This window comes from Terrabacter sp. 05T424 (genome assembly GCF_056396225.1).
Map to the genome: position 1 here is coordinate 60,680 of NZ_JBFTLB010000011.1, position 26,450 is coordinate 87,129.

26 protein-coding genes and 2 tRNA genes are annotated in these 26,450 nt (G+C 70.8%); 18 read left to right on the forward strand and 10 right to left on the reverse strand.

The window, feature by feature from the left end; all coding sequences use genetic code 11:
- The first annotated feature begins 50 nt into the window (after positions 1–50).
- Together AC1DE0_RS19235 and AC1DE0_RS19240 are read left to right on the forward strand one after the other, a co-directional pair.
- The gene (locus AC1DE0_RS19235) at positions 51–686 is read left to right on the forward strand and encodes a helix-turn-helix domain-containing protein (protein WP_478104289.1); all 636 of its coding nucleotides are present in this window, start codon (positions 51–53) and stop codon (positions 684–686) included.
- Between the two features lie 202 nt (positions 687–888).
- On the forward strand, positions 889–1,836 hold the full coding sequence (locus AC1DE0_RS19240) for a tyrosine-type recombinase/integrase (RefSeq protein WP_478104291.1): 948 nt from the start codon (positions 889–891) through the stop codon (positions 1,834–1,836).
- A gap of 156 nt (positions 1,837–1,992) precedes the next feature.
- On the opposite strand, the gene AC1DE0_RS19245 is transcribed toward AC1DE0_RS19240, so the two are convergent.
- Positions 1,993–2,069 (reverse strand) — tRNA-Ile (locus tag AC1DE0_RS19245).
- Positions 2,070–2,236: 167 nt separating this feature from the next.
- Here AC1DE0_RS19245 and AC1DE0_RS19250 point away from each other — a divergent pair.
- The 6 genes from AC1DE0_RS19250 to AC1DE0_RS19275 all read left to right on the forward strand — a co-directional run bounded on the left by AC1DE0_RS19250 (position 2,237) and on the right by AC1DE0_RS19275 (position 6,030).
- Positions 2,237–2,578: a bifunctional 3-phenylpropionate/cinnamic acid dioxygenase ferredoxin subunit gene (locus AC1DE0_RS19250; protein WP_478104293.1), complete on the forward strand. Its 342-nt coding sequence runs from the start codon at positions 2,237–2,239 to the stop codon at positions 2,576–2,578.
- A 161-nt stretch (positions 2,579–2,739) separates the two neighbouring features.
- On the forward strand, positions 2,740–3,255 hold the full coding sequence (locus tag AC1DE0_RS19255) for a DUF3145 domain-containing protein (RefSeq protein ID WP_478104295.1): 516 nt from the start codon (positions 2,740–2,742) through the stop codon (positions 3,253–3,255).
- Positions 3,256–3,524: 269 nt separating this feature from the next.
- Entirely contained in the window at positions 3,525–3,671 is a 147-nt protein-coding gene (locus AC1DE0_RS19260; protein ID WP_478104297.1) for a hypothetical protein, read from the forward strand.
- Between the two features lie 107 nt (positions 3,672–3,778).
- A complete protein-coding gene (locus tag AC1DE0_RS19265; protein ID WP_478104299.1) occupies positions 3,779–4,294 on the forward strand; it encodes an HNH endonuclease in 516 nt (171 codons plus the stop codon).
- A 19-nt stretch (positions 4,295–4,313) separates the two neighbouring features.
- Positions 4,314–4,685, forward strand: coding sequence for a WhiB family transcriptional regulator (locus tag AC1DE0_RS19270; protein WP_478104301.1), 372 nt, complete (start codon positions 4,314–4,316; stop codon positions 4,683–4,685).
- A 136-nt stretch (positions 4,686–4,821) separates the two neighbouring features.
- A complete protein-coding gene (locus tag AC1DE0_RS19275) occupies positions 4,822–6,030 on the forward strand; it encodes an RtcB family protein (protein ID WP_478104303.1) in 1,209 nt (402 codons plus the stop codon).
- Positions 6,031–6,102: 72 nt separating this feature from the next.
- Here the strand turns inward: AC1DE0_RS19275 and fabF are convergent, their stop codons facing one another.
- The 6 genes from fabF to argG form a co-directional block, all read right to left on the reverse strand.
- A complete protein-coding gene (fabF, locus tag AC1DE0_RS19280; protein WP_478104305.1) occupies positions 6,103–7,353 on the reverse strand; it encodes a beta-ketoacyl-ACP synthase II in 1,251 nt (416 codons plus the stop codon).
- Between the two features lie 137 nt (positions 7,354–7,490).
- Positions 7,491–7,739, reverse strand: coding sequence for an acyl carrier protein (locus AC1DE0_RS19285; protein WP_385905824.1), 249 nt, complete (start codon positions 7,737–7,739; stop codon positions 7,491–7,493).
- Positions 7,740–7,856: 117 nt separating this feature from the next.
- Complete coding sequence (locus AC1DE0_RS19290) at positions 7,857–8,909, reverse strand: beta-ketoacyl-ACP synthase III (RefSeq protein ID WP_478104308.1); 1,053 nt, start codon at positions 8,907–8,909, stop codon at positions 7,857–7,859.
- A 155-nt stretch (positions 8,910–9,064) separates the two neighbouring features.
- On the reverse strand, positions 9,065–9,994 hold the full coding sequence (locus AC1DE0_RS19295) for an ACP S-malonyltransferase (RefSeq protein ID WP_478104309.1): 930 nt from the start codon (positions 9,992–9,994) through the stop codon (positions 9,065–9,067).
- 46 nt (positions 9,995–10,040) lie between these two features.
- On the reverse strand, positions 10,041–11,360 hold the full coding sequence (locus tag AC1DE0_RS19300; protein WP_478104310.1) for a PucR family transcriptional regulator: 1,320 nt from the start codon (positions 11,358–11,360) through the stop codon (positions 10,041–10,043).
- Positions 11,361–11,441: 81 nt separating this feature from the next.
- Positions 11,442–12,866: an argininosuccinate synthase gene (gene argG, locus AC1DE0_RS19305; RefSeq protein WP_478104312.1), complete on the reverse strand. Its 1,425-nt coding sequence runs from the start codon at positions 12,864–12,866 to the stop codon at positions 11,442–11,444.
- A gap of 224 nt (positions 12,867–13,090) precedes the next feature.
- On the opposite strand from argG, the gene AC1DE0_RS19310 reads away from it, so the two are divergent.
- Complete coding sequence (locus AC1DE0_RS19310; protein WP_478104314.1) at positions 13,091–14,035, forward strand: type IV toxin-antitoxin system AbiEi family antitoxin domain-containing protein; 945 nt, start codon at positions 13,091–13,093, stop codon at positions 14,033–14,035.
- A gap of 171 nt (positions 14,036–14,206) precedes the next feature.
- Here AC1DE0_RS19310 and aceE read toward each other — a convergent pair whose 3' ends face one another.
- The gene (aceE, locus tag AC1DE0_RS19315) at positions 14,207–16,978 is read right to left on the reverse strand and encodes a pyruvate dehydrogenase (acetyl-transferring), homodimeric type (protein WP_478104317.1); all 2,772 of its coding nucleotides are present in this window, start codon (positions 16,976–16,978) and stop codon (positions 14,207–14,209) included.
- A gap of 420 nt (positions 16,979–17,398) precedes the next feature.
- On the opposite strand from aceE, the gene AC1DE0_RS19320 reads away from it, so the two are divergent.
- The 8 genes from AC1DE0_RS19320 (at position 17,399) to AC1DE0_RS19355 (ending at position 22,782) form a co-directional block, all read left to right on the forward strand.
- Entirely contained in the window at positions 17,399–17,815 is a 417-nt protein-coding gene (locus AC1DE0_RS19320; protein ID WP_478104320.1) for a DUF3052 domain-containing protein, read from the forward strand.
- Positions 17,816–17,857: 42 nt separating this feature from the next.
- Positions 17,858–18,382 (forward strand): peroxiredoxin, encoded by a 525-nt coding sequence (locus AC1DE0_RS19325; RefSeq protein WP_478104322.1) that lies wholly within the window; start codon positions 17,858–17,860, stop codon positions 18,380–18,382.
- A 45-nt stretch (positions 18,383–18,427) separates the two neighbouring features.
- Positions 18,428–18,500: transfer RNA gene (locus tag AC1DE0_RS19330), tRNA-Val, on the forward strand.
- Between the two features lies 1 nt (position 18,501).
- Entirely contained in the window at positions 18,502–19,404 is a 903-nt protein-coding gene (locus tag AC1DE0_RS19335) for a Nif3-like dinuclear metal center hexameric protein (protein WP_478104324.1), read from the forward strand.
- Complete coding sequence (locus AC1DE0_RS19340) at positions 19,332–20,141, forward strand: zinc ribbon domain-containing protein (RefSeq protein WP_478104327.1); 810 nt, start codon at positions 19,332–19,334, stop codon at positions 20,139–20,141. Before AC1DE0_RS19335 ends, AC1DE0_RS19340 begins: the two co-directional genes overlap by 73 nt.
- 7 nt (positions 20,142–20,148) lie before the next feature.
- Complete coding sequence (locus AC1DE0_RS19345; protein ID WP_478104329.1) at positions 20,149–21,162, forward strand: reverse transcriptase-like protein; 1,014 nt, start codon at positions 20,149–20,151, stop codon at positions 21,160–21,162.
- Between the two features lie 25 nt (positions 21,163–21,187).
- A complete protein-coding gene (locus AC1DE0_RS19350; RefSeq protein WP_478104331.1) occupies positions 21,188–21,601 on the forward strand; it encodes a rhodanese-like domain-containing protein in 414 nt (137 codons plus the stop codon).
- Positions 21,598–22,782, forward strand: a complete 1,185-nt coding sequence (locus tag AC1DE0_RS19355; RefSeq protein WP_478104332.1) for an O-succinylhomoserine sulfhydrylase — start codon at positions 21,598–21,600, stop codon at positions 22,780–22,782. The genes AC1DE0_RS19350 and AC1DE0_RS19355 overlap by 4 nt, the downstream gene beginning before the upstream one ends.
- 268 nt (positions 22,783–23,050) lie before the next feature.
- On the opposite strand, the gene AC1DE0_RS19360 is transcribed toward AC1DE0_RS19355, so the two are convergent.
- Together AC1DE0_RS19360 and AC1DE0_RS19365 are read right to left on the reverse strand one after the other, a co-directional pair.
- Positions 23,051–24,145, reverse strand: coding sequence for an ArsB/NhaD family transporter (locus AC1DE0_RS19360; protein WP_478104334.1), 1,095 nt, complete (start codon positions 24,143–24,145; stop codon positions 23,051–23,053).
- A gap of 1 nt (position 24,146) precedes the next feature.
- The gene (locus tag AC1DE0_RS19365) at positions 24,147–24,896 is read right to left on the reverse strand and encodes a YaaA family protein (protein ID WP_478104336.1); all 750 of its coding nucleotides are present in this window, start codon (positions 24,894–24,896) and stop codon (positions 24,147–24,149) included.
- Between the two features lie 90 nt (positions 24,897–24,986).
- Here AC1DE0_RS19365 and AC1DE0_RS19370 point away from each other — a divergent pair, with 90 nt between their 5' ends.
- Positions 24,987–26,423 carry an RNB domain-containing ribonuclease gene (locus AC1DE0_RS19370; RefSeq protein WP_478104339.1) on the forward strand — a complete coding sequence of 479 codons (1,437 nt, stop codon included), beginning with the start codon at positions 24,987–24,989 and terminating at the stop codon, positions 26,421–26,423.
- Positions 26,424–26,450: the final 27 nt, after the last annotated feature.

Sequence of the window (26,450 nt, forward strand, 5' to 3'; positions counted from 1 at the left end):
CCGACTCCATCCGCCATTATTCCTGACCCATGAACGGATAGGATGTTGGGATGACGTACGCCGAACCCGACCCGCCCACTGCCGAGCCGACCCTGGGTTCTGTGGTGGGCACCAACTGTCAGGCGCTCCGCCTGGACGCCCAGCTGACCCAAGACGAGCTCGTAGCGCGGCTGCACAGGCTGGGGCTTCGCTGGAAGCGCTCGAACCTTTCGGCGCTGGAAGGCGGCGAGCGCGCACGCCCCGCCCTGGCAGAACTCGTGCTCTTGGCGGTGGCTTTCAAACGACCGGTCGGAGCCCTCCTGTCCGGCACCGGTACCGTCAGGCTCGCAGCTCAGGGACCCTCAGTGAGGTTGGCCGATCTGCGCCGTTTCTTGACAGGAGGGCCGACACCGGCGGAGCTGGAAGCTCCGCTGAGCGTCTCAACGGGTGACTCGGCTCTCCCGGTCCCTTCACCGGCGGAACGCGACATGGCACGACGACTTGGGGTGCCGATCGGCTGGATCTCTGACGCTGCGGAACGACTGTGGGGTCACACGCTGACCGAAGAACGCGACCGCCGCGTGGACTCGATGAGCGACACGACCGAGGAGAACCGTAGGACTCGTCGGGCCAGCATCACGAAGCAGTTGGAGGTGTCAGTGCAGAAACTGGTTGAGCGGAGGCAGAAGGACTATGACTACGAATAGAGGTCAGCAAGGCAGGATGCGTGATGGGCTCGTCCAGCGCGGACGCACTTGGTCCTACGTCCTCCGGGAACCTGACCAGACCGGCACGACGAGGCAGCGCTGGGTGGGTGGCTTTCCCACCCGTCAGGCTGCCAAGGACGCCCGCGACGCCGCACGGCACGCCATCCACCGAGGAACATACGTCGCCCCGCAGGATCTGATTGTGGGTGAGTGGCTGGACCGCTGGATCGAGGCTCACGCCATCACGCTCAAGCCGTCGACCGCGAAATCGTACCGGGACAACATCGACCGGTATCTGCGCCCGTCCATCGGCAGTGAACGTCTGCAGGCACTCTCGCCCTCCCGGCTCTCCCGGGCGTTCAAGGACCTCTACGAGTATGGCGGCAAAGGCGGACGACCACTCTCCCCCCGCACAGTGGAGTTCGCTAGGGCCGTGCTTCGGAGAGCGCTTCAGGACGCAGTCCTCGACCGAGTGCTGGAGGTCAATCCAGTGGTGGGCACGAAACGGCCGAAGGTCACCAAGCCCAAGCATGAGACCTGGACAGGGCTTCAACTGCGGGCCTTCCTGGATGGAGTTGGGGAGAACGAGCGCTGGGGACCGCTCTGGACGCTTGCGGCGGCCACGGGCATGCGTCGCGGCGAGCTGCTGGCATTGAGGTGGCAAGACGTCGATCTGGACGCTGCGATGGTGCGCGTCGAGCGATCGGTCACTCAGGTGAACCAGCAGCGTCTCTACGTCACGCCGAAGAACCACGAGCGCCGCGACATCGCCATCGACAACCGGACCTGCGCTGTCCTGCGATCATGGCGCAAGGTCCAAATGGCTGAGCGACTCGAGTGGGGACCGGCCTACCGTGGCGACGAGGACCTTGTCTTCACGTGGGAAGACGGTCGCCCAGTCCTGCCCGACTACGTCACGAAGGCCTTTGGTGTCCGGTCGACGTCACTCGACGTCCCGAGGCTGAAGCTGCACGAGCTGCGCCACACGCACGCGACGATGCTGTTGCGGGACGGTGTGCCAGTGCATGTCGTGGCGCGAAGGCTCGGTCATAGGGACCCGTCGGTGACGCTAAATGTGTACGCGGACGTGATCCCTGACGACGACGGGCGAGCTGTCGAAGTTTTCTCTCGCGCCGTCTACGGGGCGTGAAGAAGCACGGGTCTCACTTCCTCGGGCGCAGTCGGCACGCCGAAGGACCGACCGCGCTGCCGCCTCCTCTGTGAGCCGGTGTTAGCAATCCGTTAGCAAAGCCACTAGACCTTGGTTGCAGACGGCGGGCCCATCGCCGTCTGACCTGCAACAACTTGGTGGGGCAGCAGGGGCTTGAACCCTGGACCGACGGATTATGAGTCCGCTGCTCTGACCGGCTGAGCTACTGCCCCGGGACCCGCGAGGGCCGGCGACGGCCCGACGAGGTCGCACGGAGTCTAGCCACGGGGCCGACCCCCTCCCACGCCGGCTCGGCCCCACGGCACCGGTCGACGTCGTCGGCAGGACACCCCCTAGGCTCGCGGTCGACCCTTGCACCCGAGCTCCCCAGGACGAACGCATGAGTGACGGCATCCGCGTGGCCGCGGTCGACGACGTCGAACCGGGCGAGGCGCTCGTGCTCGACACCGACGTCACGGCGACAGCTGAGCCGATCTCGCTCTTCCGCGACGACGACGGCACCTACTACGCGCTCGACGACACGTGCTCGCACGAGGATGCGTCGCTCGCCGAGGGGTGGGTCGAAGCCGGCGAGGTGGAGTGCCCGCTGCACGCGACGCGGTTCTGCCTGGCGGACGGTCAGCCCATGTGCCTGCCCGCGACCAAGCCGGTCCGCACCCACCGCGTGGAGGTTCGCGACGACGAGGTCTACCTCTTCCCGGGGGTGCCGCGCGCGTCCTGAACGGACATTTCGGTCGTGCAACTGCTGGTGCAGGTGTGTCTCATGGTGCACAATGAGCGAGTGCTCGCTGCCGAGCACGCTGTTTGGGTACCACGAGGGATCATCCGGTCTCGAAGTAGCAGGCGTTGGGGAAGACGTCCCTGCAACTTCAGGAGGTTCGGATGCCTGTCGCGATGCCACGCACCACGACACGTGGGGTTCTGTTCGTGCACGGAGCCCCGGCAGCGCTGTGCCCCCACATCACGTGGGCGATCGAGGCCGTCCTCGACCAGCGGGTGACGCTCGACTGGATCCCGCAGCCCGCCGCGCCCCGGCTCGTCCGCTCCGAGCTGTCGTGGACCGGCGCGTCAGGCACCGGCGCCGAGCTGGCCAGCGCCTTGCGCGGCTGGGACGGACTTCGCTACGAGGTGACCGAGGACCCGTCGCCCGGATGTGACGGAGCCCGCTGGTCGTACACGCCGCGGCTCGGCATCCACCACGCCATGACGTCCGCATCCGGCGATGCCGTCGTCTCCGAGGAGCGGCTGCGCGAGGCGGTCTTGCGGGCCCGAGGCGACGTGGAGGAGCTCCAGGACGAGATCGACCTCCTGCTCGGCGTCCCCTGGGACGAGGAGCTCGAGGCCTTCCGTTACGCGGGCGACGGCGCGCCCGTGCGGTGGTTGCACAAGGTCGGCTGAGTTGGCCGGCACCCCGTGAGTCGCGTCCTCCAGCGCGTCCACAGGGCGACGAGGGCCCGGGCGGTTCGTGCTCCCGGGCCCTCGTCGCGCCCAGGCAGGGTCCTACGCCGGCGAGGCCGGCGGGTGGGTCGGCACGCCAGATGCCCCCTGGGCAGGTAAAACCACTGGCTGGCAGAGCCGTTCACCTGTCATCATCAACCGGGCCGCCCGGCGATCGCCGCGCGACCACGAGCATCCACGCACGTCCGCGACACCACCGAGAGGCCGACATGGCAACGGGAACCAGCACCGACGCGAAGCGCAGCCGGCGTCTCGTCGATGCGGCCTACCCGTTCCCAGGGGAGTGCCGCATCCGGCACCCGCGGGCCGTCCGACGGCATCCCCACTGCGACCTCGCTGACGTGCACCGAGCCTGACATGCTCCGTCCATCGAGCCGCCCACCGGGATGACCCCGGTCGGCGGCTCTTTTCGTTGTATCCCAAGAAGATCCGGCCCGACGAGACGAGAGAGGAGTGGTCGGTCATGACACAGGTCGAGGTGTGGAACGCCGACGAGACGCTCCTGCACCGCGTCTCGGTGCGGCACGCTGTCGGCATGATCTGGCGCGGTGTCGCAACGCCGGTCGAGGTCCACGAGACGGCGCGGTTCGGCCCGTACCAGGTGCCGCTCGTCGTCCGGCTCGTGCGCTACGTCGAGCAGAAGTGGCTCTATTCGCGCACCCGGGCGACCTACTCGCGCGAGGGCGTGCTGCTCCGTGACCGCGGGCAGTGCGCCTACTGCGGCCGGTTCACAGCGACGACGATGGACCACGTCCGACCGAGGTCACGCGGAGGCGCCACCTCGTGGGCCAATGCCGTGGCCGCGTGCGAGTCGTGCAACACGCGCAAAGGCGACCGCACCCCCGACGAGGCCGGTATGCCGCTGCGGTGGGAGCCGTACGTCCCGACCAGGGTGCAGCTGCACTTCGCCCGCGAGTCCAGCGCCCCGTCCACCCGCACCGTCAGCTTCACCGCCAGAGATCCCGTTCACGTCACCTAGCCCCGGAAGGAGCCCACCGATGACCAGGCACCGCACCACCATTCGCACCCAGTCCCTCGGTCAGGTCGGGCTCCGACCGACGGCCGCGTCGCCGAACGGCCTCGAGCCGTGGGTCTTCCGCGCCGCCACCGAGCACCCGTTCGAGCTCGGTGACGCCGTCCCGCACTGCGCCACCGAGGACCCGGAGCTGTTCTGGCCGGCGACCGAGGACGAGGTCCACGCAGCGCAGGCCGTCTGCCACGGGTGCCCGCTCGCCGAGGCCTGCCTCGAAGTCGGTCGGGACCGGCTCGAGTGGGGCGTGTGGGGCGGACAGCTGCTCGCCAAGGGGCGCCCCACCGCCGAGCTGCCGGGCAACGTCCGCCCCGGGGCGCACAGGGCCCGGACTGCCTGACCAGGTATGCCGCGTGGCCGGCTCCCAGCGAGCCGGCCACGCGGCGACCCGGGACGGTCGCCGACCACGCCCCGGACGTCCGGGTCGACCACAGCCGGCAGGCGAGCACCGCCGGCCTCACGAAAGGATCAGAGTCATGACCACCTTCCCTGTCGCGCTCCCTGGCGCGCAGGCCACCACCCTGATGTGGGCCGACCCGGCGCAGGTCGAGCACGCCGCTCTCGAGCAGCTGCGCAACATCAGCAGACTGCCGTGGGTCCACGGCGTACGCGTCATGCCGGACGTGCACCTCGGCAAGGGCGCGACCGTCGGGTCCGTCATCGCCATGCGTGATGCCGTCTCACCGGCCGCCGTCGGTGTCGACATCGGCTGCGGCATGACCGGCGTGCGCACCAACCTGACGGCGTCGCACCTGCCTGACGACCTCGGCCCCCTCCGGTCCGCAATCGAGGCGGTGCTGCCCGTCGGCTGGAACGCGCACAACGGCACAGCGCCGGTGCTGTCGCGTGACCCGGGGCTCGGCGCACGGTTCGACGGGCTCATGGGCCGGTTCGCCGAGCTGCGGGCGCCGAAGGTCGCCGACCGGGCGGGTCGCGCTGCGGCACAGTGCGGTTCGCTCGGATCGGGCAACCACTTCTGGGAGCTGTGCGAGGGTGACGACGGCCACCTCTGGCTGATGCTGCACTCGGGTTCGCGCAACATCGGCAAGGAGCTGGCCGAGCGACACATCGCCACGGCCAAGACGCTCGAGCACAACCTCGGCCTGCCCGACCGTGACCTGGCCGTCTTCCTCGCCGGCACCGGCGAGATGGCGGCGTACCTCCACGACCTCTACTGGGCACAGGAGTACGCGCTGCTCAACCGCGAGGTGATGATGGCGACGACGCGTGAGGTCGTGGCGCGCCACTTTGCGCAGGTCGTTTTCGACCAGCCGGTGCGGTGCCACCACAACTACGTCTCGGAGGAGACGTACGACGGGGTCGACGTGGTCGTCACCCGCAAGGGCGCGATCCGGGCCGGCGCGGGTGACCTCGGGCTGATCCCAGGCTCGATGGGGACGGGGTCGTACGTCGTGCGCGGCCTGGGCAACGAGGCGTCGTTCAACTCCGCGAGCCATGGCGCGGGGCGACGGATGTCGCGCAACGCGGCGAAGCGCCAGTTCACGGTGGAGGACCTCCGCGCCCAGACGGCCGGCATCGAGTGCCGTAAGGACGCCGGGGTGATCGACGAGATCCCGGCTGCCTACAAGGACCTCGAGTCGGTCATCGCGGCGCAGACGACCGGTCGGAGCCCGCTCGTGGAGGTCGTGGCGCGGCTGACGACCCTGCTCTGCGTCAAGGGCTGACGAGCGGCGGGGAGGACGGCAAAGTGCCCACTCGACCGAAAGGTCGGGTGGGCACTTCTCGCCGGATCGGCGTCAGATGCTGCGGATCGCGAGCGCGACGTTGTGGCCGCCGAAGCCGAACGAGTTGTTGAGGGCCGCGATGTCGCCGTCGGGAAGCTTCTGGGCTTCGCCGGTCACGACGTTGAGCGGGATCTCGGGGTCCTGGTCGTCGAGGTTGATCGTGGCCGGCACGAGCCGGTTGTAGATCGACTGGATGGTGATGACGGCCTCGAGCGCTCCGGCCGCCCCGAGCAGGTGACCGGTCATCGACTTCGTCGCCGTGACCGACATGTTCTCGGTGTGGTCGCCGAAGGCCCGCTTGATGGCGTTGTACTCGGCGACGTCGCCGACCGGAGTGGAGGTCGCGTGCGCGTTGATGTGGATGATGTCGGTCGGGGCGAGGTCGGCCCGCTCGACGGCAGACAGCATCGCGCGCGATGCGCCCGAGCCGTTGGGCTCGGGGGCGGTGATGTGGTGGGCGTCGGCCGACATGCCGACACTCGCTAGCTCGGCGTAGATGCGGGCGCCGCGGGCGCGGGCGTGCTCCTCGGACTCGAGCACGATGACGGCCGCACCCTCGCCGAGCACGAAGCCGTCGCGGCCGGTGTCGTAGGGGCGCGAGGCCTTCTCCGGCTCGTCGTTGCGCGTCGAGAGGGCCTGCATCGCGGCGAACCCGGCGATCGGGAGGGCGTGCACGGCGGCCTCGGTGCCACCCGCGACGACGACGTCGGCACGGCCCGTGCGGATCATGTCGATGGCGTAGCCCATGCTCTCGGCGCCGGACGCGCAGGCGCTGACCGTCGTGTGGGCGCCGGCGCGGGCACCGAGGTCGAGCGACACGGCCGCGGCCGGGCCGTTGGGCATCAGCATCGGGACCGCGAGCGGGTAGACGCGGCGCGGGCCCTTCTCGCGCAGGTTGTCCCACTGGTCGAGGAGCGTCCAGACGCCGCCGATGCCGGAGCCGATGGCGGCGCCGAGCCGCTCGGGGTCGACCTCGGGCTTGCCGGCGTCGGCCCAGGCCTCGCGGGCGGCGATGAGGGCGTACTGGCTGGACGGGTCGAGGCGGCGGGTCTCGACCTTGGCGAGGACCTCCTCGGGCTTGGTGGCGATCGTCGCCGCGAAGGTCACGGGGAGCTCGTACTTGGAGACCCAGTCGAAGTCCATCGGGCGGGCGCCGGACCGTCCGGCGAGCAGGGCCTCCCAGGTCTCGGGCGCGGTTCCGCCCAGGGGCGTCGTGGCGCCGAGACCGGTGACCACGACGCGTCGGTCGCGATTGGACGTCATGGTGACGTGCTCCTCTGAGTCGGGGGTCGTGCTGCGTTCTGGCTGAGGGGTGGTGCTGGTGGTGGATCCCATATGCCGTCCGGCGGGGGCGCTACCCGCCCGGCCGGACGGCATACGGAAGCCGTCTGATCAGGTGATCAGGACTGCGCGCCGCCGATGTAGGTGACGGCGTCGCGGACGGTCTTGAGGTTCTTGACCTCGCTGTCGGGGATGCGGACGCCGAACTTCTCCTCGGCGTTGACGACGATCGTCATCATCGAGAGGGAGTCGATGTCGAGGTCCTCGGTGAAGGACTTGTCCATCTCGACGGACGCGGTGTCGAGGCCGGTCTCCTCGTTGACGATCTCTGCAAGACCCTCGAGGATCTCCTGCTCGGACTGAGCCATCTGTCTGCTCCTTGTTGTTGTCGGTGGTGCCTTCGTCTGCCATCCATGACGGATGTCGTGCCTGGCCCGAATGACCCGTCGGGACCCGCGGGAGCGTGTGGCTGCCCTGTCGTGGACTCAGGGCAGCACGACGACCTGGGCGGCGTACACGAGACCGGCGCCGAAGCCGATCTGCAGTGCGAGGCCGCCGCTCGGGATCTCCTGCTCGGCGAGCATCCGGGTGGTCGCGATCGGGATCGAGGCCGCCGACGTGTTGGCGGTGGTGACGATGTCGCGGGCCACGGGGATGTCGGCCGGCAGCTTGAGCTGCTTGACCATCGCGTCGATGATGCGGATGTTCGCCTGGTGCGGGATGAAGGCGTCGAGGTCGTCCGCCTTGATACCGGCCTTGTCGATCGCCTGCTGGGCCACGGGAGCCATGCCCCAGACGGCCCAGCGGAACACGGTCTGCCCTGCCATGCCGATCGCGGGCCACACGTTCTGGTCTGCCTGGGCGGCCTGCCACGACTCGCGCACGTCGGTCCACGCCTGCTTCTGGGTGATCGCGTCGCGCTGGGTGCCGTCGGAGCCCCACACGGTCGGGCCGATGCCCGGGGTGTCGCTGGGGCCGACGACGCAGGCGCCCGCGCCGTCGCCGAAGATGAAGGCGCTGCCGCGGTCGTACGGGTCGGTGAAGTCGCTCAGCTTCTCGACGCCGACGACGAGCACGTGGTCGGCGGAGCCGGCCTTGACCATGTCGCTGGCCATCGCGACGCCGTAGCAGTAGCCGGCGCACGCAGCAGAGATGTCGAGTGCGGGCGCCGTCGATCCGAGGCGCGAGGCGAGCTCGGGTGCGGCGGCCGGGGTCTGGTAAGGGTGCGTGACGGTGGCGACGAGCACGAAGCCGATCTGCTCGGGCGAGACGCCGGCGTGCTCGAGGGCCTGCCGCGCGGCGTGCTCGGCCATGTCGATGACGCTCTCGTCGGCGGCCGCGAAGTGGCGGCTGATGATGCCGGAACGCTCGCGGATCCACTCGTCGCTCGAGTCGATCTTGTCGACGATCTCGGAGTTCATCACGACGCGGGCCGGGCGGTAGGCCCCGACCCCCATGATCCGCGAGTGGCGCGAGGCGCCGTTGTCGACGAGGGTGCCGGTGCCCTTGGGTTGGGGAGCGGTGCTGGTGGAGGTCACGTGAGGCCTTCTCGGGAGTGAGGGGTCAGTGGGTCGGGAGCTGGCGCTGTGCGGCGCCGCGACCGACGGGGTCGCCGCCGGTGCGGGCCGTCACCACGAGCCTGCCCCTGATGGGGTCGCCGCGCCAGTGGTGCGGGTGCTCGTCGTGGGCGCGGTCATGAGCGGTGGGCCTCGACGAGGGCGCGTGCCGCCTCGAGGTCGTCGGGGGTCTTGACGGCCAGGGTCTCGACGCCGGGCATCGCTCGCTTGGCGAGACCCACGAGCGTGCCGGCGGGGGCGAGCTCGAGCAGGCCGGTGACGCCGAGGGCGAGCATCGTCTCCATGCAGCGGTCCCAGCGCACCGGGTTGCTCACCTGGCGCACGAGGCGGTCGACGGTGTCGGGCCCGTCGGCGACGGTGGCTCCGTCGGCGTTGGAGAGCAGGCGCAGCGCAGGCGCCGACGGGGTGATGTCGGCGGCGGCGCCGGCGAGGGCCTCGACAGCGGGTCGCATGTGGTGGGTGTGGAAGGCGCCGGCCACCTGGAGCGGGATGACCCGGGCCTTGGCTGGTGGCGCGCCGCGCAAGGCCTCGATCTGCTCGAGCGTGCCGGCGGCGACGACCTGCCCGGCGCCGTTGATGTTGGCGGGCGTCAGGCCGTGGGTCTCGAGGGTCGCGAGCACCTCGTCGGGGTCACCACCGAGCACAGCCGCCATGCCGGTGGGCGTGACGGCGCTGGCCTCGGCCATCGCCCGGCCGCGTGTCGCGACGAGCGAGAGTGCCTGTTGTTCGGTGACGACGCCGGCGAGCGCCGTGGCCGTGAGCTCGCCCACGGAGTGGCCCGCGAGGACGGCGCCGGTGGCCGTCAGGTCGTCGCGGGAGGCGAAGAGGGCCGAGGCCGTCACGAGACCGGCCGCGACGATGAGCGGCTGCGCGACGGCGGTGTCCTTGATCGTGTCGGCGTCGGACTCGGTGCCGTGGGCGACGAGGTCGAGGCCGGCAGCCTGCCCGAGGGCGGTCAGCTGGTCGCGCACGCCGTCGAGCTCGAGCCACGGGGTGAGGAAGCCGGGGGTCTGGGAGCCCTGTCCAGGGCAGACGATCGCTAACACGTGGTCAACCTTTCCCGGTTACCGGTGGGGACCTCGCCACCGAATGTCACGAAGTCGACGGCGATAGTTTGGAGGTTTCCTCCAAACTAGCGCTGGTCGTCGTGATGCGGCGCCCACGTCGCGCGGCGGGCGCGATGTCGAGCCCTGTCGACGGCATACGGGACGGGGTGCCCGCGATCGGCGCCACCCCGGGCGTGCCCGCGAGGCGACCCAGCGCGAGGGCGATGCGCACCGCCCACGCCTCGCGCGGGGTGGTGAGGTCATAGCCGATGACCTCGGAGATACGGCCGAGGCGGTAGCGCACCGTGTTCGGGTGGACGAACAGCACGCGGGCCGTGGCCTCGAGCGAGCCGCCGCTCTCGAGGTATGCCGTCGCCGTCTGCAGGAGGGGGATGTGGCCCTTCGACATCAAGGGACGGTGGATGCGGTCGACGAGGACACGGCGCGCGGGCGGGTCGCCGGCGAGGGCCCTTTCAGGGAGCACGGCGTCGGCGTCGAGGATGCGAGGAGCGCTCGGCCAGGCGGCGGCGGCCGAGAGACCGCTCAGCGCGGCCCGGGCCGAGCGGCCCGCGGCGAACAGGTGCGGCACGGTGGGCCCCAGCACGATGGGACCGTCGCCGAAGCAGTCGGCGACCTGCTCGACGACGCGCGAGGCCTCGCGCGTGCCACCGAGGATCGCGATGAGCCGGGAGCGCTGGACGATCGCGAGGGCCTCGACGCCGTGCTGGCGCACGGACCGGCGCAGGTCGTCGACGGCCGGCACGGCCCCGCTCGCCGTCGTCGGGGTGCTGCCCACGACGAACGTCACGTCGGCGACGTCGCCCCACCCGAGGGCGCTGGCCCGAGACTGCATGGAGTCGTCGGCCTCGCCGCGCAGCACGGCGTCGACGACGAGTGCCTCGAGCCGCGCGTCCCACGCACCGCGGGCCTCGGCCGCGCCGGCGTAGACCTCGGCAGCGGCGAACGCGATCTCGCGCGAGAAGCGAAGCACCGACTCGCGGAGCAGCTGCTCGTCTCCGGGGCCGGCCAGGCTCTCGACCCTCGACTCCACCACGTCGACCACGGTGCGCACGAGGTCGAGGGTCTGGCGCAGGCTGACGGAGCGGGTCAGCTCCTGCGGCGCGTTGGCGAAGATCGAGATGGCAGAGGGGGAGTGCTTCTCCTCCTGGTGGAACCACGCGATGAACTGCGAGATGCCGGCCTGCGCGACGAGCCCGACCTGCGAGCGCTCCTCAGCGGAGAGCCGGCGGTACCACGCCAGGTGCTCCTCCATGCGACGCGAGGCCAGCGTCGCGAGCTCACCCGCGCTGCGCTCGACGGCGCGCGAGGTCTGCTCGCTCGGGTGCTGTCGCGACGGTCCGCTCACACGGCCAGCCTATGGGGCGGGACACGCCGCGTTTGTATGCCGTTCACAAACGCGGCGTCCACCGCCCCGCCGGGATGGTCGTCAGTCGGTGCCGAACTCCATGGCGGCGCGGTCGAGCGCGTCGTCCTGCTCGTCGACGTCGGCCGCGGCGGGGTTGGCCGAGATCGCGGCCGCACCACCGGGGGCGAGCTCGCCCACGAGCTCGTGCGCGTCGGCGCCGAGGAGGCCCTGGGCGGCATACAGCTCGAGCTTGGCGCGGGAGTCGGCGATGTCGAGGTTGCGCATCGTCAGCTGGCCGATGCGGTCGACGGGGCCGAACGCGGCGTCCTCGGTGCGCTCCATCGAGAGCTTCTCGGGGTGGTAGCTGAAGGCCGGACCGGTCGTGTTGACGACCGACCAGTCGTCGCCGCGGCGCAGGCGCAGCGTGACCTCGCCGGTGACCGCGGAGGCGACCCAGCGCTGGAGCGACTCACGCACCATGAGCGACTGCGGGTCGAGCCAGCGGCCCTCGTAGAGAAGGCGGCCCAGCTTGCGGCCCTCGGCGTGGTAGTTGGCGATCGTGTCCTCGTTGTGGATCGCGTTGAGGAGGCGCTCGTAGGTCAGGTGGAGAAGGGCCATGGCCGGGGCCTCGTAGATGCCGCGCGACTTGGCCTCGATGATGCGGTTCTCGATCTGGTCGCTCATGCCGAGCCCGTGACGGCCGCCGATGCGGTTCGCCTCGTCGACGAGCGCGACGGCGTCGGGGAACGTCCGGCCGTTGATCGCGACCGGGCGACCGCGCTCCCAGCGCACCGTGACGTCCTCGGTCTCGATGGCGACCGAGGAGTCCCAGAAGCGGACGCCCATGATCGGCTCGACGACCTCCATGGACTCGTTGAGGAACTCGAGCGTCTTCGCCTCGTGGGTGGCGCCCCAGATGTTCGCGTCGGTGGAGTAGGCCTTCTCGGCGGAGGCGCGGTAGGGCAGGTCGCGCGCCGTGAGCCACTCGGACATCTCGTGGCGGCCACCGAGCTCGGTGACGAAGTCGGCGTCGAGCCACGGCTTGTAGATGCGCAGGCTCGGGTTGGCCAGCAGGCCGTAGCGGTAGAACCGCTCGATGTCGTTGCCCTTGAAGGTGGAGCCGTCGCCCCAGATCGAGACGCCGTCGTCCTGCATGGCGCGCACGAGCAGGGTGCCGGTGACGACGCGGCCCAGGGGAGTGGTGTTGAAGTACGTCTTGCCGCCGCTGCGGATGTGGAAGGCGCCGCACGCGATGGCCGACAAGCCCTCCTCGACGAGCGCCGTCTTGCAGTCGACGAGCCGGCTGAGCTCGGCGCCGTACTGGCCGGCGCGGCCGGGGACCGAGTCGATGTCGGGCTCGTCGTACTGCCCGAGGTCGGCCGTGTAGGTGCACGGCACCGCGCCCTTCTCGCGCATCCAGGCAACAGCCACGGAGGTGTCGAGGCCGCCGGAGAAGGCGATGCCGACGCGTTCGCCGACGGGGAGCGAGGTGAGGACCTTGGACATGGATGTAAGTATATGCACAGCAGCGCATACTTATCCAATGGCCGGCCCGGCCCAGCGAGCCGGTATGTCGTGCGCTTCGCGTGAGGCCACGCTGACCCGGGGGCGTGGTGCGACGGCAAGGGCACGGCCTGCGTCCGTCCACACCTGCGGCGCCCTGACACCTCCGATCCACAGGGGGTGACGGGGGTGGTCCCAGGCGTGAGTTGGTCCGGCACCGTGGCGCCATGGACCTTCTGCAGATCGCTCGAGACGGTGTCTTCTCGACCGCGGACGCGGCACTGGTCGGACTCGACTCGAACGCACTGCGACGTCTGGTCCGGCAGGGGCGCTGCCTGCGGCTGGCGCGCGGCTGGTTCGCGGTCCACGACGGCGCCGACACCGAGCCGGAACGACTGCACGTGCTCACGGCGCGGGCCCTCGGCCGTCAGTACGGCGGACGCGCCGCCGTGAGCCACCACTCGCGCCTGCTCCTCGCCGGCCTGCCGACGTATGCCGCAGACCTCGCCACCGTCCACCTGACCTCGGTCGTGGACCCCGTACGCGCCGACCAGGAGACCGGGGCCGCCTACCGGCGCAACGCCACCGTGCGACGTCCAGGGGTGGTGGTGCACGAGCCGCTCGCTGGGTTTCGCCTGGCGCTCACAGCCCCGCGACTCATGGCGGTCCTGCCGGTTGCCGTCTCGCTGCTGCAGGCAGGTCTGGTCGCAGGACCCGAGGCGTTCCTCGTGCCGGCGGACGCAGCGGTGCGCCGCGGTTCGACGACGCCCGGCGAGCTGTCGGGTGTCTCCAGCCTCTTCCGCGGCCACACCGGGATCGGCCCGGTGCGAGCGGCGCTGCCGTGGGTCGACGGCAGGCACGAGTCACCGGGCGAGACGCGGACCGCGCACCTGCTGCGCTCGCTCGGCTTTGCCCTCGAGCCGCAGGTCGAGATGGTCGTGGAGGGACGTCTCTTCCGGCCGGACTTCCGCATCTGCGGCACCAGGGTCCTTATCGAGTTCGACGGAGCCGTGAAGTACGGAGGGGACGGCCGGACCCTGTTCGCGGAGAAGCAGCGGGAGGACGCGTTGCGCCGCGCGGGATGGGTCGTGGTCCGTGTCGTCTGGGCCGACCTAGCCCGACCCCAGGTGGTCCTGGCGCGAGTCCGGTCGGCCCTGGCCACCGCGGCCTGACACACGCCGTGCGTTTGGCGTCAGTCGCGCCAGATCCAGCAGGGTGGGGTGACGACAAGCGCACGGGGTCACCGACATGTGGGTTCCATCCGCGGGGGGGTGACGACAAGCGCACGGGCGTGTGGCCCGGCCCCTGGGCAGGGACCGGGCCACACGGCATACGTCAGCGGGTCAGCTCTCGCCGCCAGCGTTGCCGGACGTGCCGGCGGTGACGTCGTCGAGCTTGTACTTCGCGGCCGCCCTGGCGGGCACGTCGGCGGGCACCTTGCCCTCCTTCGCGAGCAGCTGGAGCGTGCGCACCGCGACGGACGGGCCGTCGATCTTGAAGAAGCGCCGCGCCGCCGCACGGGTGTCGGAGAAGCCGAAGCCGTCGGCGCCGAGCGTCGCGTAGGTGCCGGGCACCCACTCGCGGATCTGGTCCTGGACGGCCCGCATGTAGTCGGACACGCCCACGACCGGGCCCTCGGTGCCCTCGAGGCACTGGGTGACCCACGGCTTGACGGGCGCCTCACCGGGGTTGAGGAACTCGTGCTCGTCGGCGGCGAGGCCGTCGCGGCGCAGCTCGTTCCACGAGGTCACCGACCACACGTCGGCGGCCACGCCCCAGTCGTCGGCGAGCAGCTGCTGCGCCTCGAGCGCCCACGGCACACCGACGCCGGAGCCGAGGATCTGCGCGCGCGGCGCCTCGTGCGTCCAGCCCTCCGTGTTGGCCGGCGCAATCTTGTGCATGCCTCGCAGGATGCCCTCGACGTCGACGTCGTCGGGCTCCTTGGGCTGCTGGATCGGCTCGTTGTAGACGGTGAGGTAGTAGATGACGTTCGACTCCTCGGGCGTCTTGCCCTCGCCGTACATCCGCTTGAGGCCGTCCTGCACGATGTGGGCGATCTCGTAGCCGTAGGCCGGGTCGTAGTGCACGACCGCGGGGTTCGTCGAGGCGAGCAGTGGGCTGTGCCCGTCGGCGTGCTGCAGGCCCTCGCCGGTCAGCGTCGTGCGACCCGCCGTGGCGCCGATGAGGAAGCCCCGCGTCATCTGGTCGGCGGCCGCCCAGATCGAGTCGCCCGTGCGCTGGAAGCCGAACATCGAGTAGAAGACGTAGATCGGGATCATCGGCTTGCCGTGCGTCGCGTAGGACGTGCCGGCTGCCGTGAAGGCCGCGAGCGAGCCGGCCTCGTTGATGCCGAGGTGCAGGATCTGGCCGCTGACGTTCTCGCGGTAGGCGAGCATCAGCTCGGCGTCGACCGGCGTGTAGTTCTGCCCGTTGGGGTTGTAGATCTTGATCGTCGGGAAGAACGCGTCCATGCCGAACGTGCGCGCCTCGTCGGGGATGATCGGCACGATGCGCGGGCCGAACTCCTTGTCGCGCAGCAGGTCCTTGAGCAGGCGCACGAAGGCCATCGTCGTGGCGACCTCCTGCTTGCCCGAGCCCTTCTTGACCTGGGTGTAGGCCTCGTCGCCGGGCAGCTTGACCGGCTCGAAGTCGACGCGACGGCTCGGCAGCGTGCCACCGAGCTTCTGACGGCGGTCGACGGAGTACTTGATGACCTCGCTGTCGGCGCCGGGGTGGTAGTACGGCGGCTGGTAGGGGTTGGCCTCGAGCTGCTCGTCGGTGATCGGGATGCGGAGGCTGTCGCGGAAGGCCTTGAGGTCGTCCAGCGTCATCTTCTTCATCTGGTGCGTGGCGTTGCGGCCGGCGAAGTGCGACCCGAGGCTGTAGCCCTTGATCGTCTTGGCGAGGATGACGGTCGGCTGGCCGGTGTGCTCACGGGCTGCCTTGTAGGCCGCGTAGACCTTGCGGTAGTCGTGGCCGCCGCGCTTGAGGTCCCACCAGACCTGGTCGTCGCTCCAGCCCTCGACCATCTTGGCCGTGCGCGGGTCGCGCCCGAAGAAGTGGTCGCGGACGTACTTGCCGTCGTTGGCGCGGAAGGTCTGGTAGTCGCCGTCGCTCGTCTGGTTCATGACGTGGACGAGCGCGCCGTCGCGGTCGGCGGCGAGCAGCGGGTCCCACCCGCGGCCCCACACGACCTTGATGACGTTCCAGCCGGCGCCGCGGAAGAAGGCCTCGAGCTCCTGGATGATCTTGCCGTTGCCGCGGACCGGTCCGTCGAGGCGCTGCAGGTTGCAGTTGATGACGAAGTTGAGGTTGTCGAGCTCCTCGTTGGCCGCGAGCTGGAGCAGGCCGCGTGACTCGGGCTCGTCCATCTCGCCGTCGCCGAGGAAGGCCCACACGTCCTGCTGGCTGGTGTCCTTGATGCCGCGGTTGTGGAGGTACTTGTTGAACTGCGCCTGGTAGATGGCGTTCATCGGGCCGATGCCCATCGACACCGTCGGGAACTCCCAGTAGTCCGGGAGCAGACGCGGGTGCGGGTAGGACGGCACGGCCTTGACCTTGCCGTCGACCAGGTGGCTCTTCTCCTGGCGGAACCCGTCGAGGTCGGCCTCGGTCAGGTGGCCCTCGAGGAAGCTGCGGGCGTACATGCCGGGGGAGGCGTGGCCCTGGAAGTAGATCTGGTCGCCGCCGCCCTCGTGGTCCTTGCCGCGGAAGAAGTGGTTCATGCCCACCTCGTAGAGCGTCGCGGCGCTCGCATAGGTCGAGATGTGGCCGCCGACCCCGATGCCGGGGCGCTGGGCGCGGTGCACCATGACCGCGGCATTCCAGCGGATGTAGCGGCGCATCTCGCGCTCGACGTCCTCGTCGCCCGGGAACCACGGCTCACGCTCGGGCGGGATGGTGTTGATGTAGTCGGTCGCCGTCAGCGACGGGACACCGACCTGCTGCTGGCGCGCCCGCTCGATGAGCTTGAGCATGATGTAGCGCGCTCGGGTGCGGCCCTTCTCGTCGAGGACGGCGTCGAGGGAGTCGATCCACTCCTGCGTCTCGTCCGGGTCGATGTCCGGGAGCTGACTGGGGATGCCGTTGAGGATCGGGCCGGCCTCGGATGCCACGTCGTGGGTCCTTTCTCGTCGCGTCCGCCGCGCGCGTGACCGGTCGGCCACGCCGCTGCTTCGTCCATCCTCTACCAATCCGTGGTGACCGTCACACCCGGGTCCAGCGATGGGACGGGGCCGCTCGGCCCCACCAGGCCCTACCCGGTGGTATCCCGTCGCGCCCGGCCCGAGGGCCACCGGGCCGGGCGACGGGTGAGGTGAGGGGGAGCCAAGGGGGAGCCAAGGGGGAGACCGAGCCGGGCGGGTCGGTGCCGACTGGGCGTTGTGCCAACGCCGGACCGGGCTTGCGCGGTAGCGTCGGACCCAGTGCACTGGATGTCGTGACGGTGACGTCGCGATCGTGGTGTCACGGGTACGACAGATGCGACCGACCACAGCACCAGGGCCCGTGGGCCGTGACCGAGAGGACCGGTGACAGTGAGCGAGACCGCGGGAGCGGCGTCCTTCAGCAAGCTCGGATTTGCCAACGGGCAGATCATCCAGGAGTTCGGCCATGACGACGACGTCGACGATCCCCTGCGGTTCGGGATCGAGGACGTCATCGGGAGCGAGCTCGAGGACGAGGACTTCAACGACGGCGCGGACGGGGTGCTGCTCTGGTACCGCGACGGCGACGACGACCTCGTCGACCTCATGGTCGACGGGCTGACCAAGCTCTTCGACCAGGGCTTCATCGTGCTGCTCACGCCGAAGGCCGGTCGTCCCGGTCACGTCGACGCGAGCGAGGTCGAGGAAGCCGCCTCGACGGCCGGCCTCGTCACGGGTGGCCAGGTCAACGTCGCCAAGGAGTGGGCGGCGACCCGGCTCATGCCGCCCAAGGGTCCGAGGCGCTGACGACGATTCGGGCCGCCGCACGTCTGGTGACAGACTGGCCGCATGATGAACGCGCACCCGACCGAGTCGGTTCACGCGGCCGCCCCGTTGGGGGTCGGCGAGCTCGCACCTGACTTCACCCTCGTCGACCAGTACGGCGTCGACGTCAGCCTGTCCGCGGTGCGCGACGTCAAGAACGCCGTCGTGGTCTTCTACCCGGCGGCCTTCTCGGGCATCTGTCGCGGAGAGCTGCGCGAGATCCGCGACGGGCTGGAGGACTTCCAGGACGACGACATCCAGGTGTTCGCCATCTCCTGCGACTCGATGTACACGCTGCGCGCGTGGGCCGACGCCGAGGGTCACTTCTTCCCCCTGCTCTCCGACTTCTGGCCGCACGGCGAGGTGGCCCGGCGCTACGGCGTGCTCGACGACGAGGAGGGCTACGCGACGCGCGGCACCTTCCTCGTCGACCGCACCGGCCACATCGTCTGGACCGAGGTGCGCGGCATCGGCCACGGACGCGACTTCACGGCATACCGACAGGCGCTCGCGGCGCTCCGCGCGACCACACCCGATGCCGTAGGCTGACCGCCGCCCGCCGGTGACGTCCACAGGTCACCTGCTGGTGCGTGAGGGCCTGTAGCTCAGTTGGTAGAGCACCGCGTTTACACCGCGGGTGTCGTCGGTTCGAGCCCGGCCGGGCCCACGTGGACGACCCAGCCCCCGACCTCGAGGGACCCCTCCGGCTGCGCGACGTCGTCGCGGCCCTGGAGTCCCTCTACCCCCTCGAGACCGCAGCCGACTGGGACCGCGTCGGTCTCGTGGCGGGTGACCTCGAACAGCCGGTACGCCGCATCCTCTTCGCGCTGGACCCGACGCTCGCCGTCATCGACGAGGCCGCAGGCTGGGGGGCCGACCTGCTCGTCACCCACCATCCGCTGCTGCTGCGCGGGGTCCACTCGGTCGCGACGACCAGCGCCAAGGGCGCGTCGGTCACGGGGCTGGTGCGTGCCGGCGTCGCGCTTTGGGTGGGCCACACCAACGCCGACGTCGCCGACCCCGGGGTCTCGACCGTGCTCGCCGACGCGCTCGGGCTCACCGACCAGCGACCACTCTCGACCGAGGGTGCCCAGGCCATCGGCAGGGTCGGCGTGCTGGCCGCGCCGACGAGCCTGGCGCAGTTCGCAGAGCTGCTCGCCGCCGCACTGCCGGCAACGGCAGGCGGCATTCGCGTCAGCGGCGACCCGGCCGCAGAGGTGTCGGTCGTGGCGGTGATGGGCGGTTCCGGGGACGACCGCTTCGACGACGTCAGGGCCAGCGGTGCCGACGTCTACGTCACCGCGGACCTGCGCCACCACCCCGTGCTCGAAGCGCGCGAGGAAGCCCGCGGCGGTCGCCCGTTCCTCGTCGACGCCGGGCACTGGGCCACCGAGTCGCTCTGGCTGGCGAACGCACGGGCCCGGCTCCTCGCCGCGCTGGAGAACGGTCCGGGAGCGACTAGGGTCGAGGCCAGAGTCTCAGCCATCCGCACCGAGCCGTGGACGTTCGTCGTCGGTGCGAACGCCGCCCGGGAGGACCGGGCGGCAACCCAACTCGGAGGTGTGTCCTGAAAGCCGACCCGTCCCGTCAGTGGCGCCTGCTCGACCTGCAGGCCATCGACACACGCCTCGACCAGATCGCCCATGCGAAGGCGACGCTCCCGCAGACGCCGGCGGTCGAGGCGGCCGGGCGTGAGCTGTCTTCGCTCGAGACGGAGATCGTCAACGCGCGCACGGCGGCCGGCGACGTGCAGCGCGAGCTGACGAAGTCCGACCAGGACGTGCAGCTCGTGCGCGACCGAGCCGCGCGCAACCAGTCCCGCCTCGACGCCGGGCAGGGCAGCGCGAAGGACCTGCAGGCACTCCAGCACGAGCTGGCCTCGCTCGCCCGCCGCCAGTCCGAGCTCGAGGACGTCGAGATCGAGGTGATGGAGCGCTCCGAGACGCTGACGGCCAAGGTCGCCGAGCTCGAGGCCCGCCGTACCGAGCTCGTCCAGCGGGTCGAGACCCTCGAGGCCGAGCGCGACGCGGCTCTGGCCACGCTCGACGCCGAGGCAGTTCAGGTCGGGTCCGGGCGGGCCGACATCGTGGCCGGCATCGGTGACGACCTCGCCGCTCTCTACGAGAAGATCCGCGCCTCCAGCGGCGGTCTCGCCGCGGCCGAGCTGCGTCACCGTCGCTGCGGCGGCTGCCGGCTCGAGCTCGGCAACGTCGACCTCGACCGCATCCGGCGTGCGCCTCAGGACGAGGTCGTGCGTTGCGAGGAGTGCCGCCGCATCATGATCCGCACGGGCGAGTCCGGCCTGTGAGCGGTAGGTGAGCGCAGCGTCTCGCGGGACGGGCCGTCGGCTCGTCGTCGAGGCGGACGGCGGTTCGCGCGGCAACCCAGGCGTGGCCGGCTACGGCGCGCTCGTGCGCGACCCGGCCACCGGGGCCGTTCTGGTCGAGCTGGCCGAGCCGCTGGGCAAGCAGAGCAACAACGTCGCGGAGTACTCCGGCCTCATCGCCGGGCTGCGTGCCGTGCTCGACATCGACGCGGGCGCGACCGTGCGGGTCAAGATGGACTCCAAGCTCGTCGTCGAGCAGATGTCGGGTCGCTGGAAGATCAAGCACGAGGACATGCGCCGGCTCGCCCTCCAGGCGCGCGACCTCTGCGCCGAGATCTCCGAAAGCGGCGGCAGCGTCGACTTCGAGTGGATCCCGCGCGAGAAGAACAAGGACGCCGACGCCCTGAGCAACGAGGCGATGGACGGCAAGAGCGTGCACCGCGTGCTCACCGGTGACGTCCGCGAGGCGGCCGTCGACGCTCCCTCCGAGCCGGACGGCGGGCAGGACGTCGAGCAATCCGCGTCCCCCGTCGTGGCGGGCGGCGCCTCCGACACGGCGCGGCCGCTGCGGCTGCTGCTCGTGCAGACCCCTCTCGACGACGGGCAGACCGCGTCGATCGTCGCTGCCGTCCGGCGCCTCGTCGGCCCGGGCGCCTTCGTCATCGGCGCCGACGACGCGCAGTCCGTTCGAGTCGCCCGCGAGATCGCGTCGGCCGTCGACTCCGACGCCACGACGACCGGCGACTGGTCGGGACGCGCGCCCGGCGCGGGGGCGGACGCAACGGTCGTGGCGGCGTACCGGGGCCTCGCCGGCTCGGGCGGCACGGCGGTCGCCGTGACGAGCCGACGTGGCATCCTCTCCGTGCTCGCCGAGGTGCTCGGGACGCCGGTCGAGCGCTTCTGGGCCCTCGCCACGGCGGCGGGCAGCCTCACCGCCGTCGAGGTCTGGGAGGACGGGTCCGCGTCGGTGGCTTTCACCAATCGGACTGACCATCTCGCCTGACGGACGCTGTGCGATATTCGGTCTCATGAGCTACGCCGGTGACGTGACCCCCGAGCAGGCCTGGACGGCGCTGCGCGACGAGCCCGGCGCGGTGCTCGTCGACGTTCGCACGAGGGCGGAGTGGTCGTACGTCGGCCTGCCCGACCTCGGCTCGATCGGCAAGGAGGTCGTCCTCGTCGAGTGGCAGTCCTTCCCCGACGGCCGGGTCAACGACGCCTTCGTCGACGAGCTGGCTGCGGCCGGGATCGGCAAGGAGCAGTCCGTCTACTTCCTCTGCCGCTCGGGAGTGCGCTCGGTGAGCGCCGCGGAGGCCGCGACGGCGGCCGGCTGGACCGAGTCGCGCAACGTGCTCGAGGGCTTCGAGGGGCCGCACGACGCACAGCGCCACCGTGCCGTCTCGGGCTGGAAGGTCGCGGGGCTGCCGTGGGTGCAGGGATGAGCGACGACGTGACCAACGACTGGCGGCCCGACACCCTCGCAGTGCGAGGGGGCTTGGCCCGCAGCGGTTTCGAGGAGACGTCCGAGGCGCTCTACCTGACCTCCGGCTTCGTCTACGACACGGCCGAGGACGCCGAGGCGGCGTTCAAGGGAGACGTCGACCGGTTCGTCTACTCGCGTTACGGCAACCCGACGGTGACGATGTTCGAGGAGCGGCTGCGCCAGATCGAGGGCGCCGAGGCCTGCTTCGCGACCGGCTCGGGCATGTCGGCGGTCTTCGTCGCGCTGGCCGCGCTGCTCGGCAAGGGCGACCGTGTCGTCTCGTCACGGGCGCTCTTCGGCTCCTGCTTCGTCATCCTCGACGAGATCCTGCCGCGGTGGGGTGTCGAGACCGTCTTCGTCGACGGCGCCGACCTCGACCAGTGGCGCGAGGCGCTCTCCGAGCCGACGACGGCCGTGTTCTTCGAGACGCCGAGCAACCCGATGCAGGAGCTCGTCGACATCGCGGCCGTGACCGAGCTCGCGCACGGCGCCGGGGCCACGGTCGTCGTCGACAACGTCTTCGGCACGCCCGTCTTCTCGAAGCCGCTCGACTTCGGCGCCGACATCATCGTCTACTCCGCGACGAAGCACATCGACGGCCAGGGACGCACCCTCGGCGGCGCCGTGCTCGGCCCCAAGGAGTTCATCGACGGACCGGTGCAGAACCTCATGCGGCACACCGGCCCGTCCATGTCGCCCTTCAACGCCTGGGTGCTCGTCAAGGGCCTCGAGACGATGTCGCTGCGGGTCGAGCGGATGGCCGACTCGGCCCTTGAGGTGGCGCGCTTCCTCGAGTCGCACCCGAAGGTCACTCGCGTCGTGCACCCGTTCCTCGAGTCGCACCCGCAGCACGACCTCGCCAAGCGGCAGATGCTCGGCGGCGGCACGGTCGTGACGTTCGAGCTCGACGGCGGCAAGGACGAGGCGTTCGCGCTGATGAACGCCCTCCAGGTCATCGACATCTCGAACAACCTGGGCGACTCCAAGTCGCTCATCACGCACCCGGCCACGACGACCCACCGACGGCTCGCACCCGAGGCGCGCGCGGCCGTGGGCATCACCGACGGCGTGCTGCGCGTGTCGGTCGGGCTCGAGGACGTGCGCGACCTCGTCGACGACCTTCGTCGCGCGCTCGGCTGACCCTCCGAGCGAGCCCAACGCGTACGCCGTCGGAAACTGAGCACTCGACTGGCGGGACCCGGCCCATCTCATCGAGTGCCCAGTTTCCGACGGTTCGGGTGCGTCGGGAACTGAGCACTCGACGGTCCCTTCTCGTCGAGTGCCCATTTCCCGACGGCCTCGCCCAGTCGAGTGCTCAGTCCGGGGCGTCGGAAAGTGGGCACTCGACTTGAGCTGGGGGGCGTATGCCCTCCGGTCGGGTCCGGTCGGGTTGGGTTGGCTTGGTGGGTCAGGCGGTGGCGGCGAGGGCGAGGGTGGCTGCGGCCACGACCGCGACGGCGCAGAGGGCGCCGGTGCCGGCGATGCGGCGGGAGGAGACCTCGAGTCCGGCCGAGCGGCACCGCTGGGCCCAGAGCAGGGTCGCCACCGAGCCCCACATAGTGATGATCGGGCCGGTGTTGACGCCGACGAGCAGCGCCGCCAGTCGGGTGGGGGAGTCGGCCACGGTCGGCTCCAGGGCCAGGTAGGCGGGCAGGTTGTTGATGCCGTTGGCCGTGAGGGCGCCCAGCCCACTGACGCGCAGGAGGTCTGCGACGGAGCTGCCTGACCCCACGACGGTGCGGAGCCACGCCTCGAGGCCGAGCCTCAGGGCGGCGTCGACGACGAGGAACAGGACGCAGATGCCGACGACCGTGAGCCACGGCATGCGGATGCGGCGCAGCAGCTCGGGGGCGCGCCAGTAGGTGGCTGCAACGAGGATGCCCGCGGCCGGGACCGAGGCCAGCGCGGGCTGCACCCCGGAGACGAACGCCACGGCCAGGAGGCCGCAGACCACGCCGGACACCTGCGTGAGGAGCCGGTCGTGCGGCTCGGCCAGCGGTGGGGTGTCGTAGGCGCCGCCCAGCTCGCGCCGGTGGAGCAGCCACAGCACGGCCACGGTGGCGACGACCGCGGTCGCGGCGGGGACCGCCATCAGCTTGATGAAGCCCAGCGTGTGTACGTCGAGCGCCGCGAGCGGGTGCAGCGCCAGCAGGTTCGTCAGGTTGGACACGGGCAACAGCAGGGAGGCCGTGTTCGCTAGCCACAGGGTTGTCATCGCGAAGGGCAGGGGAGGAGCCCCGACCTGCCGCGCGACGGTGATGGCGACCGGGGTGAGCAGGACGGCCGTCGTGTCGAGGCTGAGCACCGTGGTGGCTGCCACGGCCAGCACGACGACGAGCAGCCACAGCACGACGACTCGGCCCCTGGCCAGGCGGGCGGCGTAGTGGGCTGCGACGTCGAAGAGCCCGTCGAGGTCGCAGATCTCCGCGACGAGGGTGATCGCGACGAGGAAGACGAGGATCGGGGCCACCCGCTCGACGAGCTGGGCGAGGTCGAGCAGCACGTCAGGTCTTCGGCGTGGTCGCGAGCTGCCACGGCTTGCCGGGACGCGGCGGTGGGGTGAGCGCGACCTCGAAGCGCTCCGACAGCCGCTCCGCGAGGGCCTCGGGGCTGCGGGGCGCCTCCGCCTGGACCAGCTCGCGGGTGACCAGGCCACGCGTGTGCTTGGCCATGTGCGAGGCGCCCGGCACGGTGACCTGCACCCAGCGGGCCGCTCGTTCGTCACGGGGACGCCACACGGAGGCGTACGTGCTCGACCGGCAGTCGACGATCAGCTCACGCGGCTTCACCGCCGCGTCGAGTGCGGCAGGGAGCTCGCGGCGCCACTCGTGCGAGAGGTAGCCGACGTCGGGAAGGGTGCTGCAGATGTTGACCCGGTAGGCGGGCACGCGGTCGCCGAGGCGCAGCGCGCCGAAGAGGGCGGAGACGACGACGATCCAGCGGTTCGCCCGGCGCTTGGAGGCCGGGTCGAGCGAGTCGACGTCGAGGGCCTGGTAGAGCACGCCGGAGTAGACACGTGACGCGGTGGCCGTCGGGGCGCTGTGCAGGCGCGTGTTGCCGGCGATGTCGTCGACGAGGTTGGGGTTGAGCTCGAGGACGCGCGCGGCGTCGGGCTCACCGCTCAGCCTCGCCACCGTGTCCACGACGGCCTCGCGCAAGGGCGTGAGCTGGGGGAAGGACAGGGAACCGAGATCGAGCGAGGACCCCCGCCGGGGCCTGGTCTTGCCCTCGGACGGCGGGAGCAGGATGAGCACGGGGGTCAGCCTAGGGAAGCGGCGGTCCAAAGTCCCAAAACGTCCAGCGACGCGCGGAGTGCGTGCGCGTTCGGTGCGTAGGGTGGCGCCATGGCCCAGCGACACATCGTCTTCCGCCCGGCGACGCAGCCCGGCGACGTGGCACGGCAGCTCGCAGACCGGTTCGTGGCCGTGCGCCGCGAGCTCGAGGTGCCTGAGGAGTTCCCACCAGAGGTGCTCGCCGAGGCACAGGCGGCCGCAGCGAATGCAGACCTGCCCGGTCGAGACGAGACGTCGGTGCCGTTCATCACGATCGACCCGCCCATGTCCATGGACCTCGACCAGGCGATGTGCATCGAGCGTGACGGCGACGGCTACCGGGTGCGCTACGCCATCGCCGACGTGCCCGCCTTCGTCAAGGTCGGGGGCGCCGTCGACGCGGAGACCCGTCGCCGTGGACAGACCGTCTACTGCCCTGACAAGCGGGTGCAGCTGCACCCCACCGAGCTGAGCGAGGGTGCGGCGAGCCTGCTGCCCGACCAGGTGCGCCCCGCCTTCGTCTGGGACATCCGGCTGGCCGCCGATGGCGAGGGCACGGCCGTCGAGGTGTCTCGGGCCATGGTCAGGAGCGTGCGGCGCTACGACTACGAGCAGGTGCAGAAGGACATCGACGCCGGCAGCGCGGAGGAGTGCCTGATGCTGCTCAAGGAGGTCGGCGAGAAGCGGATCGCCCTCGAGCGCAAGCGTGGGGGAGCGAGCCTGCCGATGCCGGAGCAGGAGGTGGAGGAGGGCCCGGACGGCACCTTCCACATCTCGTTCCGCCCTGTCGTGGCGGCTGAGGACTGGAACGCGCAGATCTCGCTCCTCACCGGCATGGGGGCCGCCGACCTCATGCTCAAGGGCAAGGTCGGCGTCCTGCGCACCATGCCCTCACCGGACCCACGCGACGTCAAGCGCTTCCACCGACAGGCGACCGCGGCCGGGGTGCCGTGGCCCGACGGCATGGCGTACGGCGAGTTCCTCCGCACGCTCGACCGCACCAACCCCAGACACCTCGCGCTCATCCACGAGGCGACCACGCTGTTTCGCGGTGCCGGCTACACGCCGTTCGACGGCACGGTCCCCGACCAGCCGATGCACGCCGCGGTCGCCAACCCGTACGCCCACGTCACCGCCCCACTGCGCCGGCTCGTCGACCGCTTCGGCCTCGTCGTCTGCGAGGCGCTGTCTGCGGGCGCGGACGTCCCGGGTTGGGTGCGCGAGGCCCTGCCGACGCTGCCCGAGATCATGACGACCTCCGACCGGCGCACCAACGGCGTCGAGCGCGCCTGCACCGATGCCGTCGAGGCAGCCGAGCTCCTCCCATTCGTCGGCCAGACGGTCGACGGGGTCGTGGTCGAGGAGAACGACAAGGGCGTCGTCGTGCAGCTCGCCGACCACGCCGTCGTGGCTCGGGCGTCGGGCTCGGCCAAGGCCGGTGACCGCGTCTCGGTGCACGTCGACGCGGCCGACATCTCGACCGGGACGATCACGCTCTCCATCGTCTGAAGGGCGAGCATTCGGGGCGGCCCGCCG

Bases quoted from the DNA above. Each gene is read 5' to 3' on its own strand.
- AC1DE0_RS19270 (WP_478104301.1), top strand. From the start codon at position 4,314: ATGACCAGGCACCGCACCACCATTCGCACCCAGTCCCTCGGTCAGGTC.
- AC1DE0_RS19235 (WP_478104289.1), top strand. From the start codon at position 51: ATGACGTACGCCGAACCCGACCCGCCCACTGCCGAGCCGACCCTGGGT.
- AC1DE0_RS19325 (WP_478104322.1), top strand. From the start codon at position 17,858: ATGATGAACGCGCACCCGACCGAGTCGGTTCACGCGGCCGCCCCGTTG.
- AC1DE0_RS19275 (WP_478104303.1), top strand. From the start codon at position 4,822: ATGACCACCTTCCCTGTCGCGCTCCCTGGCGCGCAGGCCACCACCCTG.
- AC1DE0_RS19310 (WP_478104314.1), top strand. From the start codon at position 13,091: ATGGACCTTCTGCAGATCGCTCGAGACGGTGTCTTCTCGACCGCGGAC.
- AC1DE0_RS19285 (WP_385905824.1), bottom strand. From the start codon at position 7,739: ATGGCTCAGTCCGAGCAGGAGATCCTCGAGGGTCTTGCAGAGATCGTC.
- argG (WP_478104312.1), bottom strand. From the start codon at position 12,866: ATGTCCAAGGTCCTCACCTCGCTCCCCGTCGGCGAACGCGTCGGCATC.
- AC1DE0_RS19265 (WP_478104299.1), top strand. From the start codon at position 3,779: ATGACACAGGTCGAGGTGTGGAACGCCGACGAGACGCTCCTGCACCGC.
- AC1DE0_RS19350 (WP_478104331.1), top strand. From the start codon at position 21,188: ATGAGCTACGCCGGTGACGTGACCCCCGAGCAGGCCTGGACGGCGCTG.
- AC1DE0_RS19370 (WP_478104339.1), top strand. From the start codon at position 24,987: ATGGCCCAGCGACACATCGTCTTCCGCCCGGCGACGCAGCCCGGCGAC.
- AC1DE0_RS19255 (WP_478104295.1), top strand. From the start codon at position 2,740: ATGCCTGTCGCGATGCCACGCACCACGACACGTGGGGTTCTGTTCGTG.
- AC1DE0_RS19355 (WP_478104332.1), top strand. From the start codon at position 21,598: ATGAGCGACGACGTGACCAACGACTGGCGGCCCGACACCCTCGCAGTG.
- fabF (WP_478104305.1), bottom strand. From the start codon at position 7,353: ATGACGTCCAATCGCGACCGACGCGTCGTGGTCACCGGTCTCGGCGCC.
- AC1DE0_RS19260 (WP_478104297.1), top strand. From the start codon at position 3,525: ATGGCAACGGGAACCAGCACCGACGCGAAGCGCAGCCGGCGTCTCGTC.
- AC1DE0_RS19250 (WP_478104293.1), top strand. From the start codon at position 2,237: ATGAGTGACGGCATCCGCGTGGCCGCGGTCGACGACGTCGAACCGGGC.